14 protein-coding genes and 1 tRNA gene are annotated in these 17,966 nt (G+C 72.3%); 8 read left to right on the top strand and 7 right to left on the bottom strand.

Annotated elements, in window-relative coordinates; translation table 11 throughout:
• Nucleotides 1-10 precede the first annotated feature (10 nt).
• The gene (locus V1258_RS06915) at nucleotides 11-676 is read left to right on the top strand and encodes a potassium channel family protein (RefSeq protein WP_329747411.1); all 666 of its coding nucleotides are present in this window, start codon (nucleotides 11-13) and stop codon (nucleotides 674-676) included.
• Between the two features lie 255 nt (nucleotides 677-931).
• Here V1258_RS06915 and proC read toward each other — a convergent pair whose 3' ends face one another.
• From proC to V1258_RS06895, 4 genes are all read right to left on the bottom strand, one after another.
• A complete protein-coding gene (gene proC, locus V1258_RS06910) occupies nucleotides 932-1,777 on the bottom strand; it encodes a pyrroline-5-carboxylate reductase (protein WP_329748964.1) in 846 nt (281 codons plus the stop codon).
• Between the two features lie 113 nt (nucleotides 1,778-1,890).
• Nucleotides 1,891-2,103, bottom strand: a complete 213-nt coding sequence (locus V1258_RS06905; RefSeq protein WP_329748963.1) for a hypothetical protein — start codon at nucleotides 2,101-2,103, stop codon at nucleotides 1,891-1,893.
• Entirely contained in the window at nucleotides 2,100-6,689 is a 4,590-nt protein-coding gene (locus V1258_RS06900; protein ID WP_329748962.1) for a hypothetical protein, read from the bottom strand. The genes V1258_RS06905 and V1258_RS06900 overlap by 4 nt, the downstream gene beginning before the upstream one ends.
• Before the next feature lie 26 nt (nucleotides 6,690-6,715).
• The gene (locus V1258_RS06895; RefSeq protein WP_329749032.1) at nucleotides 6,716-7,525 is read right to left on the bottom strand and encodes a DeoR/GlpR family DNA-binding transcription regulator; all 810 of its coding nucleotides are present in this window, start codon (nucleotides 7,523-7,525) and stop codon (nucleotides 6,716-6,718) included.
• Nucleotides 7,526-7,696: 171 nt separating this feature from the next.
• On the opposite strand from V1258_RS06895, the gene V1258_RS06890 reads away from it, so the two are divergent.
• A complete protein-coding gene (locus tag V1258_RS06890) occupies nucleotides 7,697-7,870 on the top strand; it encodes an antitoxin (RefSeq protein ID WP_329747406.1) in 174 nt (57 codons plus the stop codon).
• Nucleotides 7,871-7,977: 107 nt separating this feature from the next.
• On the opposite strand, the gene V1258_RS06885 is transcribed toward V1258_RS06890, so the two are convergent.
• Together V1258_RS06885 and V1258_RS06880 are read right to left on the bottom strand one after the other, a co-directional pair.
• Entirely contained in the window at nucleotides 7,978-8,607 is a 630-nt protein-coding gene (locus V1258_RS06885) for a copper resistance CopC family protein (protein ID WP_329748961.1), read from the bottom strand.
• Nucleotides 8,604-9,989: a nitrilase-related carbon-nitrogen hydrolase gene (locus V1258_RS06880; protein ID WP_329748960.1), complete on the bottom strand. Its 1,386-nt coding sequence runs from the start codon at nucleotides 9,987-9,989 to the stop codon at nucleotides 8,604-8,606. Before V1258_RS06880 ends, V1258_RS06885 begins: the two co-directional genes overlap by 4 nt.
• Before the next feature lie 77 nt (nucleotides 9,990-10,066).
• Here V1258_RS06880 and V1258_RS06875 point away from each other — a divergent pair.
• Nucleotides 10,067-10,142: transfer RNA gene (locus V1258_RS06875), tRNA-Arg, on the top strand.
• Between the two features lie 46 nt (nucleotides 10,143-10,188).
• A complete protein-coding gene (locus V1258_RS06870; protein ID WP_329748959.1) occupies nucleotides 10,189-11,496 on the top strand; it encodes a toll/interleukin-1 receptor domain-containing protein in 1,308 nt (435 codons plus the stop codon).
• 447 nt (nucleotides 11,497-11,943) lie between these two features.
• Here V1258_RS06870 and V1258_RS06865 read toward each other — a convergent pair whose 3' ends face one another.
• Nucleotides 11,944-12,714 (bottom strand): Crp/Fnr family transcriptional regulator, encoded by a 771-nt coding sequence (locus tag V1258_RS06865; RefSeq protein WP_329748958.1) that lies wholly within the window; start codon nucleotides 12,712-12,714, stop codon nucleotides 11,944-11,946.
• A 167-nt stretch (nucleotides 12,715-12,881) separates the two neighbouring features.
• On the opposite strand from V1258_RS06865, the gene V1258_RS06860 reads away from it, so the two are divergent.
• The 4 genes from V1258_RS06860 (at nucleotide 12,882) to V1258_RS06845 (ending at nucleotide 17,862) form a co-directional block, all read left to right on the top strand.
• Complete coding sequence (locus tag V1258_RS06860; protein WP_329748957.1) at nucleotides 12,882-13,121, top strand: heavy-metal-associated domain-containing protein; 240 nt, start codon at nucleotides 12,882-12,884, stop codon at nucleotides 13,119-13,121.
• A gap of 30 nt (nucleotides 13,122-13,151) precedes the next feature.
• Nucleotides 13,152-15,164, top strand: coding sequence for a heavy metal translocating P-type ATPase (locus V1258_RS06855; protein WP_329748956.1), 2,013 nt, complete (start codon nucleotides 13,152-13,154; stop codon nucleotides 15,162-15,164).
• Between the two features lie 41 nt (nucleotides 15,165-15,205).
• Nucleotides 15,206-15,694, top strand: coding sequence for a hypothetical protein (locus V1258_RS06850; RefSeq protein WP_329748955.1), 489 nt, complete (start codon nucleotides 15,206-15,208; stop codon nucleotides 15,692-15,694).
• A 122-nt stretch (nucleotides 15,695-15,816) separates the two neighbouring features.
• Nucleotides 15,817-17,862, top strand: a complete 2,046-nt coding sequence (locus tag V1258_RS06845; RefSeq protein WP_329748954.1) for a S9 family peptidase — start codon at nucleotides 15,817-15,819, stop codon at nucleotides 17,860-17,862.
• Nucleotides 17,863-17,966 lie beyond the last annotated feature (104 nt).

The following is a 17,966-nucleotide window of genomic DNA, read 5'->3' as shown; positions in this document are numbered from 1 at the left end:
AGGAGGAGACATGGCACGCACCGCCCGCGACGAGGGCGTCCTGGTGATCGGGCTCGGACGCTTCGGGGCCGCGATCGCGCTGACCCTCGAGAAGCTCGGCACGCAGGTCCTCGCCATCGACGAGAACGAGGAGCTGGTCCAGAAGTACTCCGGCCAGCTGACGCACGTGGTCCGCGCCGACGCCACCCAGCCCGAGGTGCTCGACCAAGTGGGTGCCGGCGACTTCTCCCTCGCCGTGGTGGGGGTGGGCACCTCCATCGAGGCGAGCGTCCTGATCGCCGCGAACCTGGTGGACCTCGGCAAGCCCGTGATCTGGGCGAAGGCGATCTCCGCCGCGCACGGTCGGATCCTGCAGCGCATCGGCGCGCACCACGTGGTCTACCCCGAGGCCGACGCCGGCAAGCGCGTCGCCCACCTCGTCAACGGTCGGCTCATGGACTTCATCGAGTTCGACGACGGCTTCGCGATCGTCAAGATGCGGCCCCCGCGCGAGGTGCAGGGGATGACCCTCGCCGAGTCCGACATCCGCGCCAAGCACGGCGTCACCGTGGTGGGCGTGAAGTCCCCGGGCAAGGACTTCACCTACGCGGTGCCGGAGACCATGGTCGCCGCGCACGACGTCATCATCGTCTCGGGCGACACCCACCTCATCGAGAGGTTCTCCAACCGGCCCTAGGTGGTACGGGTCGTGGCCCGGTGGACGCTGACGGGAGGCGCCCCCGGGGTCCTGCCCTCGGGTCCGTCCCGGCTCCGGCCCCGGGCCCGCTCTCGTGCACGCTGGCGTGCCCAGACCGTGCCCGCGGACCCCATGCCCCCACACCCGTGCGGTGACCGCTACGTCATGTGCGGCTGTGTTCCACCGAGGGAACGCAGCCGCACATGACGTGCCAGTAACCCACGCGAGCGTGGGGTGTGGGGTGCCGCGCAGGACTCAGCCGGCGGTCATCGCCCGGGAGGCCTCGGCGGAGGCGGCCATCGCGGCCGCGACCCCGGCACGCACGCCCTCCCGCTCGAGCGCGGCGAGGCCCTGCACCGTCGTGCCGCCCGGGCTCGAGACGCCGTTCTTCGCGACGGCCGGGTGCATCCCGCTCTCCGTCAGCATCGTGGCGGCGCCGCGCACCGTCTGCTGCACGAGGGTGGCGGCGAGATCGCGCTTCAGGCCCAGGCGCACGCCCTCGTCGGTCATCGCCTCGATGATCGCGAAGACGAAGGCGGACAGCGAACCGGCCGCGCCGATGAAGGCGTGAACCTGGCCCTCCGTGATGTCGACCGCGACGCCGGCGCGGGAGAACAGGGCATGGAGCAGCTCGTGCTGCGCGTCGGTGACGGCGCAGCCGCGCATGAGGCCCACGGCCCCCTCCCCCACCGAGATCGGGGTGTTCGGCATGGCGCGGACCACCGCGGCACCGGCGGGGAGTGCCTCCTCGATCTGCGCGAGGGTCACGCCCGCGGCGAGGGAGAGCACGATCGCGCCCGTCGGCAGGTCCTCGCGCAGCTCGGCGACGAGGTCGAGGATCTGATAGGGCTTCACGCCGAGCACGACGACGTCGGCCCCGCGCACGGCCTCGGAGCGCGAGACGGCGGGGGTCGCGCCCAGCTCCTCGGCGGCGCGCTCGCTGCTCGCGGCGCTCGAGTTCACGACCAGCAGGTGCTCGGGGCGCACTCCGGCGTCGAGCAGGGTGCGGCCGACGGGTCCGCCCATGTTGCCGGCCCCGATGAGGGCGACGCGGACCGCAGAGAGGTCGGACGTGGAGGAAGGGGTGCTGTGGTCGGTCATGCCGTCCAGGGTACGGGCGCGGGACTCCCCGGCTGCAGAGCGTCCCGGCCGCAGAGCGCGCCGGCTGCGCGTCGACCTCGCGGGCGCGCCCACCCGCGCCTCGCCGCGGACGGTCAGGCGCCGGTGCCCCAGTGCGGGGGCACGTCGCCCGCGAGACGGGCGTCGTTGGACTCGTCGGCCCCGGGTTCGGGGGCGTCCTCGGCGAGGCGATCGGGCAGCATCTTCCGTGCCTCGCCGCGCGTGGCGGCGGGGGCGGGTCCGTTCTGCTCCTCCCAGTCGATCGGCTTCCCGGTCACGGAGGAGATGACGACCCGCCTCCCGCTCACTGCCGCTCCTGGTAGCGGCGGATCGCGCTGGAGACGGAGACGTCCAGCAGCACCGAGCGCTGCTCGAAGCCGAGGAAGCTGCGCACCTCGGTGGCCAGGTGCTCCTCGAGCCGGGCCCGGCCGTCGGAGCAGATGTACTCGACCACCGCGTCGAGGTCCTCGCTCGAGTAGAAGGACAACGGGTGACCGGCGGGGATCTGCGGTCGCGGCAGACGGTGGCGGATCGTGCCGACACCCTGCGGGGACCCCGTGTGCTCCTCCTCCTGGACGTGGCGCAGCGCCCGCTCGACGGCCCGGCGGATCCGCTCCGCCTCGCCGTCGGGGTCGATGAACAGCGCCCAGGACCAGACCCGCTCGGTCGCCCAGCCGGCGGCCTCGAGGCGCTCGGCGCGGAGCCGGTCGCGCTCGCGCTGTCCCTCGGTGGCGACATAGCGGGCGCCGTCGGTGTCGACGGCGAGCAGCAGTCGGCCGGGCATGTCGGGATGGCCGAGGGCCAGCTCGATCCGGTCCGAGGTGAGGCCGAAGTCGCGCTCGACCTGCAGACCCAGACGCCACAGGCGGTCGGCGAGATCCCGCACCAGGGCGTCGGTCTCGAGGGTCCTCGGGGCGGCGGGCTTCTCGGCGGGCTCCGCATCGTCGGCGGGCTCCGCGGGAGCGGGCGCCTCGACGGCCGACGCCGACTCCGCGGGGTCCTCTCCCTCACCGGCCGACGGGGCCTGCGCCGGATCGTGGTCCGTGGCGGCGCCGGGTTCCGTCGTGGCACCGGCGTCCGCGATCGGATCGGAGCCGCGCACTGCGGCCTCCGCCGCGGGGTCGTCGAGCTCCGTCTCGGCGACGGCCAGGTCCGCACCGTGGCCGCTGCCCGCGCCCGCAGCCGTGCGCGAGGTCTCCCCTGCGGGGGCGGCCGTGGCGGCCCCCTCCCCGAGGGCGGCGGCGATCGCGGCGTCGAGGTCGTCGTCCTCGGCCGAGAGCGCCGTGGCCTGCGCCTGACCGTCGGCCCGCGCCTGCCCGTCGGCGCCGGACTCCTCACCGGAGGCGGCCAGGGCGGTGACGTGCGGGGTCACCTCCACATCGGGCCCGCCGCGCAGCACCCAGAGCAGGGCGCGGAGGTCCCTCGCTCCGTCACTGCGCAGGCGTCCGAGGTCGAGGTCCTCGAGGTCGAGGGAGGAGACGACGGTGGTGCGGCCGCGGGCCCGGGTGATCACCGTGGCGAGCGCCTTGCGGCCGCCGGGCTCCGAGAGCGGGCCGAAACGGTGCAGCACACGGCCGTGCGGGGTCTTGCCGAAGCCGACGGAGACGATGATGTCGTCGCGCACGATCGAGGTGGCCTGCGCGACCGGCAGCACCGTGAAGACCTCGCGGGCGCCCGGGTCGAAGTACTCGCGCAGCGCCGGGATCACCGAGACGGTGTTCATGATCCGCTCCATGAGCCGGCGGGCATGGGTCTCCGTGAAGGTGAGCACGGCGAGGGAGCGCTCGGGACGGGTGCGGGCGTGCTCGATGACGAGATCGGTGACCCGGCGCAGCTCGGCCTCGGTGCTCTCGACGTACTCCATCGACTCGGTGACCGGGCCGCGCCCGTTCTCCACCAGCACCAGCCGGTCGGGCTCGGGGGCGATCGGCCGCGGCACGGCGACCACCTCGCCGCTCAGGGCGCGGCGCTGGGCGAAGGCGCGCAGCCCGTCGGCGGCGGGCCGGGGATCGCGGCGCAGCTCGACGTGCGGGGCGATGCGCAGCATGTCGTCGAGCAGGCTCGAGGAGGAGTCCTCGCCGTACTCGAGCGGGTCGCCGACCACGACGGTCTGCTCGGCGCGGACGATCGAGGGCAGTGCAGCGGCGGTCGGCAGCCGGCCGCCGTCGGCGACGATGAGCACGTCGAAGTGGCGGCCGCGCGGGATCACCTGCGGCACGAGATACGGCGAGGCGAGCCAGGCGGGACGCGCCTGGAAGAGGATGTCCTCGTACTTCGCGGCGAGGTCCCGGATGGAGACGGTCGAGGAGCGGGCGAGCTCCGCGATCGCGGCCCGGGAGGTGTCCGGGTAGGCCTTCATCGTCGCCACCCGCGCCTCATCGGCGGCGGCGTGGACGCGCGAGGCGGACTCCCGCAGATACGCGGCGTCGAGGCGGCGGAAGCGCTCGGCGACCTGCGACAGCGAGGTGCCGTCGTACTGGGAGATGGTGGGCTCGGCGCCGGCGATCAGCTCGAGGACGCTGCGCCACCACGCGAGCTCCAGCTCGGCGCCGACCTGCTCGGCTGGGACGCGGCGGGCGCGGAGGTCCTCGACCAGCTCGCCGAGGCCGTCGAAGGACAGCCGGCGCAGCAGCTCGGTGCGGCGCGGCAGCGACTCGAGGTCCCCGCGGTCGGCGTGCAGGGCCTCCGCGCGGCGCTCGAGCTCGTCGAGGTCGGCGCGCGGCAGGTCCGCTCCCGCGGGCGTGCCGTCCAGGAGCACGGCCAGCTCGTCGAGCACCCGCTGGGCGTCCTGGGCGGCGCGATGGGCGGCGTCGAGATCCGCGGGCAGGGCCGGGGTGCCGTTGCCGGTCAGCGCGTCACGGCTCCAGGCATCGGCGACGGCGCGCGCCTCGACGAGGTCGCGATGCAGGTCCGGGGACACGGAGGCGGGGCGCTGCAGGGCCGCGGCCTCGCGGCGCAGGCGGCGGCGCACGCCGAAGCCCATGCTCACCCCGTGCTCGACCCGCCAGGACTTCTCGGCGGTCGCAGCGACGAGATCGGCGAGCGGTGCGCGGAACACGGCGGCCTGGAAGCCGGACAGCAGGGCCCGCACCCGGTCCAGCAGGGCCAGGCGCGACTGGAGCTGCTCGAGGGTGCTCGGCTCGCGCAATCCCAGCTGCTCCCCGCACGCGGCGCACGCGCGGCGCAGCCGGGGCAGCACCTCGTCGCGCCACTGCTCGAGCAGCTCGCGGGCCCGCTCCGCCTGGGTGTCGGAGCTGATCGGCGCCCCGTACCAGGCGGTCTCCTCGGGCCCGGTGCTGAGCACGCCCACCTCGGCGGCCTCGCGCAGCTGGGTGGTGAACCGCTCCCGCTCCTCGCCGACCATCGACGCGGCGACGTCGGAGCGCAGCCGCACCGCGGTGCGGGGGGCGGGGCGCAGCCGGGTGAGGGCGGCGAGGGCGGAGATCGCGTCGTGCGCGGAGGCCTGCCACGGCTCCTGCACGCGATGCATCGCCTCGACGTGCCCGGCGAGGATCTCGCGGGTCTCGGCGAGCTCGGCGGGGGCCTCCGCCTCGGGGCCGAGGCCGTGGGAGCCGGCCTGGCGCAGGCTGCGCAGCAGGGCCGCGGAGGCGTTGCGCTGCAGGGACGGGTCCGGGGAGAGGTCGAAGACCAGCTCCTCGAGGCCCCGGGACTGGGCGAGCTCGAGCAGGCGGGTCAGGTTGCGGCGACGTTCGGAGACGATCAGCACGCTGCGGCCGCGCGCGTTGAGCTCCTCGGCGAGGTCGACGACCAGGTCGAGGGAGGCCGCGCCGGGCGGGGAAGCGACCGCGAGGTCCTGGCCGGCGAGGACCCGCTCGAGGACGGCGAGGTGGTCGGGGTCGACGGCGGCGACGAGCTCCTGCTCGTCGACCGCGGGCACGTCGCTCTCCGCGTCGCCGCGCACGACGGACCGCGCCTCGAGGTCGCCGGAGAGCGCGGCGACCAGCGGTGAGGCGGCCCAGTCGGTGCGATCCGCGGCGAGGTCCTCGGCCACGGAGCCGGCGGCGTCCATGAGGTTGCCGACCACGAGCGCGTGGGTGATGCGGAAACCGGGCAGCGGCTGGCCGAGGGCGCGGAAGGCGTCCAGGACCGGGTTCGGGTCGAAACCGTGGGCGCCGTCGGTCGTGGCGAGCAGCGCGCGGGCGTCGACCGCGACCCCGGCCTCGCGCAGGGAGCGGAGCAGCACGGGGTTCAGGTCCGCGGTCGCGTCGACCTCGAGATCGACGTCCTCGCGGGCGTTACCGCGCAGGCGCAGCGTGAGAGGGCGGACCAGCACGGGGGCATGGATCGGGGCCGAGCCGTCGGCCGGCAGCCAGGTCGCCTCGCCGATGCCGAGATGGCAGGTGGTCAGGCCCACGTCCTCCGCGTGCCGCTCGGCGATCTCGCGGATCGTGCGGGCGTGGGCGCGGGCGTCGGCGAGCGCGCCGACCTCGCGCACCAGGGAGGACAGGCGCGTCGGCCCGCGACCGGCGAGGAGCTGGGCGAGGCCGGAGGGGTGCGAGTGGGTGAGGTCCAGGACGGTGGGCCCGGCCCGCATCTGGGTGAGGAAGGAGGGGGCGGTCCCGCCGCCGGTGATCTCCTGGGTCCAGCGGTCCAGGGCGTCGGCGACGCGATCCTCCCGGCTCAGCGGGCGGTGCTCGCGCCGCTGCTGGAGCAGGTCCTCCTCGTCCTGCTCGGGGGCGATGCCGGCGCCGACCTCCTCGAGGTGGCGGGCGACGACCAGCTCATAGGCCGGGGACTGCGGGGCGGGCCGGGACGCCGGCTCCTGCTCCCGGGCGGCGCCGTCCCGCTCGGCGGGCTCCGGGTCGGGGCGCTGCTCGACCTCCGCGGCCGGGTCGGGGAGGCGCTTCTTGCCGCGCAGGAGGTTCCACATCATGGGTCCCGAGGTTACCGGGACGCGGCTCAGACCTCGTGGAGCCGCACCGAGTGCTCGGTGAGATGCTCGCGCAGCTCCTCGGTGACCTCCCCGGCGATGACCAGGTCGGTCAGCACGGAGACGGGGCAGATCCCGGCGAGGGCGCGCTCACCGATCTTGTCGGCCGTGGCGAGGCCCACGACGCGGCGGGAGTGGCCGATCATGATCCGGGTAACACCGGCCTCGGCCTCCGAGTGGCAGGTGAGCCCCGCCTGCACGTCCAGTCCGATGGTGCCGACGAACATGGTGTCCAGCCACAGGTCGCGCATGGTGGCGGTCGCGAGAGGACCGGTGAGCTCGAAGGAGTAGGGCTCGGCGACACCGCCGAGGACCACGGTGCGCACGTGCGGGCGCAGCACCGCCTCGGTCGCGATGTTCAGCGCCGCGCAGACGACGGTGAGGCCCGGCATGCCGTCCCGGGAGTCGATGTCCGGCCGGGAGACGACGCGCCGCGCCGTCGAGGTGGTGGTGCGGCCACCGTTGAAGCCGATCGTCTGCCCCGCCTCGACGAGGCTCGCGGCCCGCTCCGCGATCCGCTCCCGGTCACCGCCGGAGGTGTCGGTCGCCCGGGGACCGGTGGCGAGGGAGTAGGCGACGTCCACGGCGACGATCCCGCCGTGGGTGCGGCGGGCGAGCTGGGCCCGCTCCATCTCCACGAAGTCGCGGCGCACGGTGGACTCGCTGATGCCGAGCTCGCTCGCCACCTCGGCGACGCTGAGCCGCTTGAGCTCCGAGAGCCGGGCCAGGACATGGTCCCAGCGGGCGGAGCGGTCTTTGCCGACGGGTGCGCTGCGCATGGTCACGCAGTCAGTATTGCGCGGACTCCGCCCGGATCGCCGCCCGTTGCGCACGTTCGATCACTCAGAGGGCGAGTTCCCGGGTCTCGTTTGTGTCACGATCGGGGCCGTCGTAGGTTGACGGCGTCGCCTCGAATCGGGGCGCTTCCGCTCAACGAAAGGATGTCCATCATGGGTTTCGATGACGCGCTGAACAAGGCCAAGGGTCTCGCCGAGGAGAACCCGGAGCAGGTCGAGCAGGCGCTCGACGCTGCCGGCGAGCAGATCAAGGAGCGCACTCCCGACAACGTCGACGGTCAGGTCGACGAGGGCGTGGAGGCCGCGAAGGACAAGTTCGGCCTCTGATCCCCGGACCCGCACCACGTGAGGGCCCCGACGCGAACGCGTCGGGGCCCTCGCTCCGTCTCGGGGTCTCGGGGTGTCGAGCTATCGAGGTGTCGTGCCGCGCCGGGTCAGGACTTCTTGCGGGTGGCGAGGGCGACGCCGACGCCGGCCGCGATCACGATGACCACGCCGATGCCGATCAGCAGCGGCGCCGGGAGGCCGCCGGAGCCCTGCTGCTCCTCCGCGGCGGTCGCCTCGGACGTGGTCTCCGCGCTGGTCGGAGCATCGGATCCGGCATCGCTCGCGGCGGGAGCCGTGGTCTTCTCCCCGGCGGTCTCTTCCCCGGCGGGCTCGAGGTCGCCCGCGGCGGGGTCGTTCTCGACGGTGAGGGCGAGGGTGCCCTCGATGGGATGGCCGTCGGAGGAGACCACGCGCCACTGGATCTCGTACTCCCCGGCGGGCAGCGGCTCGGCGAGATCGAGCACGGCCGTGGGGCCGTCGATGGTGGGCGTCTCCTCGAGCACCGTCTCCCCGTCGGCGTCGACGATCCGCACCACGGGACTCACCTCGAGCAGATCCGCCGAGTAGGTCAGGGTGATCTGCTCGGGCGAGGTCTCGACCGCCGCGCCGTCGGCCGGGTCGGAGGAGATGAGCGTGTCGTGGGCGCGGGCCGGAGCCGGCAGCAGCGAGAGCGCGGCGATCAGGACCACGATGAGCAGGGGCAACAGGACCCGGGGGCGACGGAGGGCGGTGTTCACCCCGGCAGGCTACCGCTGTGCTCCAGGACCGGCAGGGCCGCCCGGGCTGCGGCGACCTCGGTCAGATCCAGGTCTGTGACCAGCATCCCCTCCTCCCGGCCGAGCTCCTGGCGGACCTCGCCGAGGGGGCTGATGACGGCGCTGTGCCCCACCCCGCGAGCGGCCCGACCGGTGTAGGCGGGGTCGGGGGCCTGGTCGGCGGCGAGCAGGAGACTCGTGGAGTCGAGGGCCCGGGCGCGCAGCAGGAGGCGCAGCTGCTCGACCTTCCCCGGCCCCTCGGCCCAGGCGAGCGGCAGCAGGATCGCCTGGGCGCCGCGCCGGGCGAGGGCGGTGAACTGTTCGGGGAAGCGGACGTCGTAGCAGGTGGCGAGGCCCAGCAGGGTGCCGCGCAGCTCGAGGGTGACGAGCTGGTCGCCGGGGGCGACGGTCTCGGACTCGCGGGCACCGAAGGCGTCGTAGAGGTGGATCTTGCGGTAGTCGACGTCCACGCCGTCGCCGCGGGCGATGAGCGTGTTGTGGACGCGACCGTCCGCGGTGGGGGTGAAAGAACCGGCGACGACCACGAGGCGATGCGCGGCGGCGAGGCGGCGGATCTCGTCCTCGAACTCCTCGTGACGGGCGAGGGCCGCCGCGCGCAGGTCGGTGCCGAAGGGGGTGAGCGTCGCCTCGGGCAGGAGCACCAGGTCGGCGCCCGCCTCGGCGGCGCGGCCGACGGCGGAGCGCACGCCCGTGAGGGTCCGCTCCGGGTCATCGTGGACGATGATCTGGGCGAGTGCGATCCGCGGCCCGGCGGCGGCCCGGGCCCGGTCCAGCTCGGCGGGGGTGTCGATGTCCTCCCCCTCGGCGCCGACGGGCTCCTCGCGCACGAGCTCGGTCTCGTCGAGCGCGGCATAGAGGCGGCGCAGGGGCAGGTCCGTCCAGGTGCCGTCGGCGCCCCGCACCTCCTCGAGGGCCGCCCGGAGCCGGGCGACGGGCCAGGCCGCGATCAGCAGATCGAGGCAGTGGACGCGGCCGGTGCGGGCAGCGGCAGCGACGAGCCGGTCGAGGGTCTCGGCGCGCAGCAGCGGCAGGTCCCCGCCGAGGACGAGAACCACGTGCTCGTCGCCCGTCTCCGCGGCGCCGCGGGCGAGGGCGGCGAGCGGGCCGGAACCGGCGGGATCCTCCCGCACGAAGCGGGCGCCGAAGCGCTCGGCGAGGCGGGCCCCGTCGGCCTGCTCGGGACCGACGACGATCCGGGAGCCGACGGGCGCGGCCCGCAGCACCCGCTCGAGGGTGCTCGCCCCGCCCACCTCGGCGCGGGTCTTGTCGACCCCGCCGTGACGGGCGGACGCACCGCCCGCGAGGATCACGGTGGCGGTGGGCACGTGTGCGCGGCTCGACATGGGGCGATCCTGTCACGGAGCGCTACGATGACCGCGGCCTTCGGTCACGGGACGACATCCCGCGACGCGACCGCAGCGCCTCCGTAGCTCAGGGGATAGAGCACCGCTCTCCTAAAGCGGGTGTCGCAGGTTCGAATCCTGCCGGGGGCACCACCACATTCAACGGGCTCCACAGTTGACACCTGGCCCCCGTCACACGATGGCGCTCGACCGTCAGCCGGCCGAGTTAACCTCGTGTAACCAGTCCCGCCCGATCGGCCGCTCGACATCGAACTACCGCCACATCGCGCAAGCGATTATCGCCGTAGTCACACAAGGAGGCACTCTAATGTCAGATATTGTCGACAAGCCCGGCAAAGCGTCGAACGACGATAATGACAGCCAACACCTGACCACAACTTCGAGCGACATGCCGGCCAATGGTGCCGCCGTCAAAGTATTCCTGAGTTACGCCAGGGTCGACGATGAACACCTCGAGTTCATTGAAGACTTTTCCAAGCAGTTGAAATACCTCGTGAATTCATCGACCGACGACTTCCATCTCGATATATTCCTAGACGTTCACAACTTGAATTGGGGGGATAATTGGCCCAGAAAGATTGAGGAAGGACTGCAGGCGGCCAGTATCTTCATGCCATTCCTGAGTGCCAACTATCTCCGGCGGCCCAATTGCCGTAAGGAATTTACACAATTTTATCAAGGTGCCAAGTCTCTCGGCGTGACTGAACTCATAATGCCCGTAATGCTTTTTGGCGGGCAAGGCTTTTTCAGTACGGAATCCACCGATTCAATCGCTGCAATTTGCGCGGGAATTAATCACATTTCCATCAAAGATGGTCTTCGCGCCGGCATTGGGTCACGCGAGTGGCGAACCGCAATATGGGACACATCAGAGAAGTTCATTTCGGCCTACCAACAGGCCGAATCTCAACTTGCCGCCCAAAGCCAAGAGGTAGAGATTGCAACTCCTTCTACCGAGGAAGATGACGACGACTCGGAAGAACCGGGCCTCTTCGATATCCAACAATCAATTTCGAGTATATCAATTCGAATGACGGCAGAACTATCGGACATGGACCCGTCGATTCGCAAGCTTGGTGAGGTAGCAACCAACTTCACGGGCAACAAGCCCGAGAATCCAAAGCAAGCTCAGGCGTGGATCGTCCGCGCAGCCGAGGGCTTCAAGGGGCCGTCGAATAGGATCGGAGAAATTGGAACCACAGTTCTCGAACTTGCAAGAGAATTTGATATCGAGGTTCGCCACCTTGCACGCATATACGCCAACGTCCCTGCCCTTGCAAGCGGCGGGAATGACATTTCGGACATAACCGACAAGCTATCGGGCTTGGAAACTGTAAAGGGTCAACTTAATGGACTTCTTGACTCGTTCCTCATCGCCGAATCAGTGTCTGCGGCAATACGGAAGGCTCTCCGTCCGGCCCGGGAAGGACTAACGAAAATTACCGACGCGATCACGATCATGAACACGTGGAAAGACCTCAAATAGTAGGCGTGGGTCGTCACTCGATTGCGATCGAGCACACCCGCTACCGATATGACGAATGAATCACTCTATTGCCTCGCCCACTCGATGACGTCATATTTTAGGCGACCCATTAGTGCGATACATCATGGTTCCCGCGCAAGTCGAGCGACCGTAGAAACGGTACTACGAGGAGCGTCCGCCAGGCTTGACAGAATGTAAATAGCTCGGCGAGCGTCACATCAAATGAATTTTTAATCTTGATCCGATTGACAACTACAATGCGTAGTTGATATCGAACACCCCGGTGCCGCCTGGGAGTTGGAGCGGATCGAAAGTATAGCTCCTCGTGAATGCCAGCGTCGAAAATGCGATCAAGAATCTAGCTTCACCACGGTTCCAACATCCAATCTGCCTGACTAATCAATATTCAGCCGAGTGTCACAGATTCGAATCCTGCCGGGGGCACCATCACCTCTCCCCTCCGCCGTCCGCGGCCCGCACCTCGAGAGCGTCCCGGTCCAGGATCGAGGTCCAGCGCCTTCCGGAGTCGATGATCCCCTCGCGGCGCAGCGCGCTCATCACGCGGGAGACCGACTCGGGCGTGGAGCGCGCCAGCCCGGCGAGGTCGGCGCGGGAGAGCGGGACCTCGAGCAGCAGGCCCTGCGCGCCGCGGTCCTCGCCGAGGGAGTCGGCGAGGCGCAGCAGGGCGCGGGCGACGCGCTGCTCGACGGTGTCGGTGCTCTGCGTCCCCAGGTCGGTCTGCGCACGGGAGAGACGCGCGGCGAGATCATCGACCACCCGCAGGCCCACGACGGGGTTCTCGACCATCACCTCCCGGAAGGCTTCCTGCCCGATGCGCATCAGACAGGTGCCCACGAGCGCGGTCGCGGTGCGGCGGTGGAACGGCTCGCCGAGGCTGCTCATCGCCCCGAACATCTGGCCGGGCCCGAGGATGTCGGTGACCGCGAGCGCGCCAGACGGCGTCGGCTCCGCGATCCGCAAGCGCCCCTCGGCGACGACGTACAGCGCCTCCGCGGGCTCGCCCGCGCGGAAGGCGGGCGCGTCGGCCGGGAGCGTGAGGGTGCGCATGCGGCGGTCGATCCGCTCGAGCGCGGCCTCGCTCAGGCCGTGGAAGTAGGCGGAGCGGGCGAGGACGCCGAGGCGCACGGGGGCCGGACAGGTGTGCGGCAGCGTCACCCCCGCGAGCGGGATGGTGCGCCGCCCGTCGGGGGTGGTCATGGTGCGAGGATAGCCCGCCGCAGCACGGTCCGACGGGACATCGGTCCTGGTCAGAAACCTCTACCGGTTGATTGATCGGCGTCATGGTGGGGTCGCGGATCCCTTCCTACGGTCGAGGTGACGGCGAAGGAGAGACCCTCGCCCCACCCCAGGAAGGACCGCCCACGATGTCTGCCACCACCGGTTCCACCACCCGCACCGTGTTCCGCGCCGAGGGCTTCAGCTGCCCCTCGTGCGTCACCAAGATCGAGAAGCAGGTCGGCCGCCTCCCAGGCGTCCAGGACGTCTCCGTGAAGTTCGCGTCCAGCCGCGTCGAGGTCGACCACGACCCCGCCGTCGCCACCACCGAGCAGATCGTCGCCGCGATCGCGAAGGCCGGCTACACGGCCGCGCCGTCGGCGTTCTGATCCCGACCCACCCCACAGAGAGGACCTGTCATGACCGCCCTGCAGCACTGGTGGCGCGGCCCGTGGAGCACGCCGCTGCTCGCCGGGGCGCTGATCGTGCTGTCCGCCCTGCTGTCGCTCGGCGCCGGGGAGAACCCCTTCGGCGCCGGGCACGGCGAGCTCGGCCTGCACCTCGACCGCCCGCTCCTCCTCCTCGCCTCCGACGCCCTGATGGTGCTCGCCGCGCTCGTCGCGGGCGCTCCGATCCTGATCGCCGCCGTGCGCGCCCTCCAGGTGCGGAACATCGGCATCGACCTGCTGGTCACGATAGCCGCCGTCGGCGCGCTGGTGATCGGCGAGTACTGGGAGGCCGCCGCGGTGACCTTCCTGTTCGCGATCGGGCACGCGCTCGAGGCGGGCACCATGAACCGCACCCGCTCGGCGCTCGCCGAGCTCGTCGCCGCCGCCCCGGACATCGCCGTGGTGCTGCGCGACGGGCAGCAGGTGGAGGTCCCGGCGGCCGAGGTGCGCCTCGGCGAGACGGTGCTCGTGAAGAACGGCGCGAAGGTCCCGGTCGACGGGACGGTGCTGGCCGGCACCGGCGCGATCGACGAGGCCGCGATCACGGGCGAGTCGATCCCCTCCGCGAAGGGGAAGGAGGATGCCGTGTTCGCCGGCACCGTCTCCGCCGGCGGGTTCCTGCAGGTGCGCGCCACCGGCGTCGGCGCCGACACAACCCTCGCCCGGATCATCCACCGCGTCGAGGAGGCGCAGGACGCGAAGGCCCGCACCCAGACATTCCTGGAGCGCTTCTCCACCTGGTACACCCCGGGCGTCATGGTGCTGGCCCTGGTCGCGGGTCTGGCCACCGGGGACGTCGTGCTCGCCCTGACCCTGCTGGTGATCGGCTGCCCCGGCGCGCTGGTCATCTCGATCCCCGTCGCGATCGTCGCCGGCATCGGCCGCGGCGCGAAGGACGGCCTGCTCATCAAGGGCGGCGAGTTCCTCGAGGCCAGTGCGCGGGTCGACGCCGTCGCCCTGGACAAGACCGGCACCCTCACCGAGGGCCGGCCGCATCTCACCGACGTCACCGTGTTCGACCCCGACTTGGACCGCACCGCGGTGCTGCGCTGGGCGGCCCGCGCGGAGGCTGGGTCCGAGCACCCGCTGGCCCGTCCCGTGCTCGAGGGCGCGGCGACGGAGGGCGTCGTCCCCGGCAGCCTGCCCGAGCACACCGAGCCGGTGCCCGGCCAGGGCATCGTCGCCACGATCGAAGGGCGGCGCGTCGCCGTCGGGAACCTGCCGCTGCTGGAGCGCGAGGGGATCCTCCTCCCCGCGGGGGTGCATGAGGAGGTCGCGCGCCTGGCCGCGCTCGGCCGCACCCCGATGGCCGTCGCGCTCGACGGCACGGTGATCGGCGTGCTCGCCGTCGCGGACCGGCTGCGGCCCGAGGCGGCCGACCTGATCACCCGCCTCCACCGCGAGGGCGTGGACCGCGTCCTGATGCTCACCGGCGACGATCCGCGCGTGGCCCGGGCGGTCGCGGCGCAGGTCGGCATCGACGAGGTCCGCGCGGGGCTCCTGCCCGAGGACAAGCTCGCGGCGATCACGGCTCTGCAGCGCGAGGGCCGCACGGTCGCGATGGTCGGCGACGGCGTGAACGACGCCCCGGCGCTCGCGACGGCCGACATCGGCGTGGCGATGGGCGCGGCCGGCAGCGGCGTCGCGATCGAGACCGCGGACATCGCCCTCATGCAGGACGACCTGCTGAGGCTGCCCGAGGCCCTCGGACTCGCCCGCCGCACCGTGCGGGTGATGCGCCAGAACATCGTCCTCGCGGTCGCGACCGTGGCGCTGCTGCTCGCGGGGGTGTTCGCGGGCGGGGTGACGATGGCGATCGGGATGCTCGTGCACGAGGCCTCGGTGCTGCTGGTGATCGCCAATGCGATGCGGCTCCTGCGCCGGCGTCGGCCCGAGGGGTCGACACCACCGGTCGACGACTCCCCGTCGGCGCCCCGCACGGCAGCCGAGCCGCGCTCCGCGGGCACTGCCGCCGTCGCTTGATCCCGATGACGGTGGCGGCGTCCGAGACCGACCCCGATGAGGTGACCAGGACGCCGAACGCTCGTCCGAGCGCCGGACCCTGGCGCTGGGTCGCGCCCGTGCTCCTCGATTTTCCCGAGCCCGCGGACGGCCCTGCGCCTGCCGGGGCGCGCCTCGCCCTGCGGGCCGGCACGACGACCGCGTCGGTCGAGACGCTGTTCCTGTGGCTGTGCCAGCTGCGTCGGGCGCCGTACAGCTACGACCTGCTCGACAACCTCGACAGACGCAGCCCCCGCGAGGCCGACCCGCGGATGCTGCGGCTCGCGCGCGGCCAGGCGGTGATGACGATCTTCGCGCCCGCGGCCTTCACACCCGACCGCTCGCTCACCATGCGCATGGCGCCGGGGCTGCCGACGCTGCTCTTCGGCGCGCTGGCCCTGCGGTACGACGTCCTCGAGACGGCTGGTGGACGACGGCCGCTCCGGGCGAGCCTGTGGTGGCCGTGCCCGGGCGGTCCGCCCGGAGGGCTGCACCGCCACCTGTTGGCCTAGGGCGACGTGCTCATGATGCGGCGCCAGCTGCTCACGCTGCGGGAGCTGGCGGAGCGGGACGAGGCACGATCCGATCGCCCGTCCGGTCCCCCGTACCGTGACCGGGCGGTAGCGTGGCGGGGGTGACCGACACCGATGCTGACATCGCGCCCGACCCCGACGTCCCCTCCCCCGAGTTCGCCGACCCCGAGTCCGTGCTGCGCCTGCCGCGCCTCGCAGCGGTGACCGCCGTCCCGGGCGGCCGCGTGATCGCGGCGATCCAGCAGGCCGACGAGCACGGCGCGCGGACCCCGTCGGCCCTGTGGGAGCTGGACCCCGCGGGGGAGGCGCCCGCCCGCCGCCTCACCGCGTCGGAGAAGGGCGAGGGCGGGCCGCGGCCCGCCCCGGACGGCTCGGTGCTGTTCACCTCCGCCCGTCCCGATCCGGAGGGCGGCTCGGTGGAGGACGGGGCCGCGATCTGGCGCCTGCCGGTCGCGGGCGAGGCGAGGCTGGTCGCGTCGGCGCCCGGCGGGCTCGAGCTCCTCGCCGTCGCGGACGACGGCACCATGCTCGCCGCGACCTCGGTGCTGCCCGGCGGCACCCTCGAGGACGACGCCGAGCGCCGCACCGCCCGGAAGGACGCGAAGCGCACCACCATCTGGCACACGGGCATGCCGATCCGCCAGTGGGACCACGAGATCGGCGACCAGGAGCGGCACCTGCTGCTCGTCTCCCCGGGTGGCGAGATCACGGACCTCACGCCGGGCGTCGGCACCGTCGCCCTCACCTCGGCCTCCGCGGACCTCTCCCCCGATGCGCGCACCGTCGCGACCACCTGGACCCGGCGGGTACCGGGCGGGGAGACCCGCAGCGACCTGGTGCTGCTCCAGGTGGCCACCGGCGAGCGTCGCACCCTCCTCGCGGCGGACGAGGAGTCGCAGGTCTCCTCCGCGCTGTTCTCGCCCGACGGCACCCGCCTCGCCGTGCTCCGCTGGACGCACTCGACCCCGGCCTCCACATCCCTCCCCCGCCTCGAGATCCGCGGCACCGGCGGCGAGGGCGAGGACGTGGCCGTCGTGGTGCCCGTCCATCTCGGTGATCTCACGCCCACCGATCTCGCGTGGGCGGGACCCCGCACGCTCTTGGTCGCCGGGGACCTGCACTCCTCCGGCGCGATCCTCGCCGTCGACGCCGCGACGGGCACCGTGCGGACTTTCGCGGACGGCGGGGTCTTCTCCTCGCTCTCCGTCGCCGAGGACGGCGCGGTCCTCGCCCTGCGCAGCGACGTGGCGACCCCGCCGCGCCCCGTGCGGATCGCGGCCGACGGCGCGGTGACCGAGCTGCCGGCCCCGGGCGGGATCGACGTCCTGCCGGGAACGCTCGAGCAGGTCGAGACCGAGGTCGACGGGGTCACGGTGACGGGCTGGCTGTGCGTGCCGACGGGTGCGAGCGCCGCGGATCCGGCCCCGGTGATGCTGTGGATCCATGGAGGCCCGCACGCGTCGTACAACTCCTGGAGCTGGCGCTGGTGCCCGTGGATCGCGGTAGCGCACGGCTGGGCGGTGCTGATGCCGGATCCGGCGATGTCCACCGGCTACGGCGACGCGGGTCTGAACCGGGGCTGGCCGCGCCGGCCCGAGGTGGTCTTCGGCGAGTGCGAGGCGCTGCTCGACGCGGTGCTCGAGCGCGAGGTGCTCGACGGGACGCGCACGGCGATGCTCGGCGCCTCTTTCGGCGGGTTCCTCGCGAACTGGATCGCCGGGCACAGCGACCGCTTCGGCGCGATCGTCTCCCATGCCGGGCTGTGGGCGCTGCCGCAGCAGCACCGCACCACCGACGCCGCGGCCTCCAAGATGCGCGTGCACCGCCACGAGGACGAGGACCCGGAGTGGTACGCGGCCTCCTCCCCGCATCGTGCGGCCGCGGCGATCACTACCCCGATGCTCGTCACCCACGGCAACCGCGACTACCGGGTGCCGGTCTCCGAGGCGCTACGTCTGTGGTGGGACCTGGTCTCCGGCTGGGACGGCGAGCCGGAGCACATGCCTCACCGTTTCCTGCAGCTCACCAGCGAGAACCACTGGGTGCTCACCCCGTCGAACGCCATGCTGTGGAACCGGGCGGTGCTCGCCTTCTGCGCGCAGCACGTGCTCGGCGGTCCGAGCGCCGACGAGGCGATCTTCTGGTGAGCCGCGTTCCCGTCGCGGCCGCGATCAGAGGCCGGGGCATTTCGGGACCGCCGCTGGTCGCCCGGTCCCCGCTGTTCACCTCGGCGCCGCCCGGCATCCCTCTC

It is taken from the genome of Brachybacterium sp. J153, from assembly GCF_036311905.1.
GTDB lineage: Bacteria > Actinomycetota > Actinomycetes > Actinomycetales > Dermabacteraceae > Brachybacterium.
Note: the sequence above shows the minus strand (reverse complement) of the source record. Positions and strands in the feature narration are given on the sequence as shown.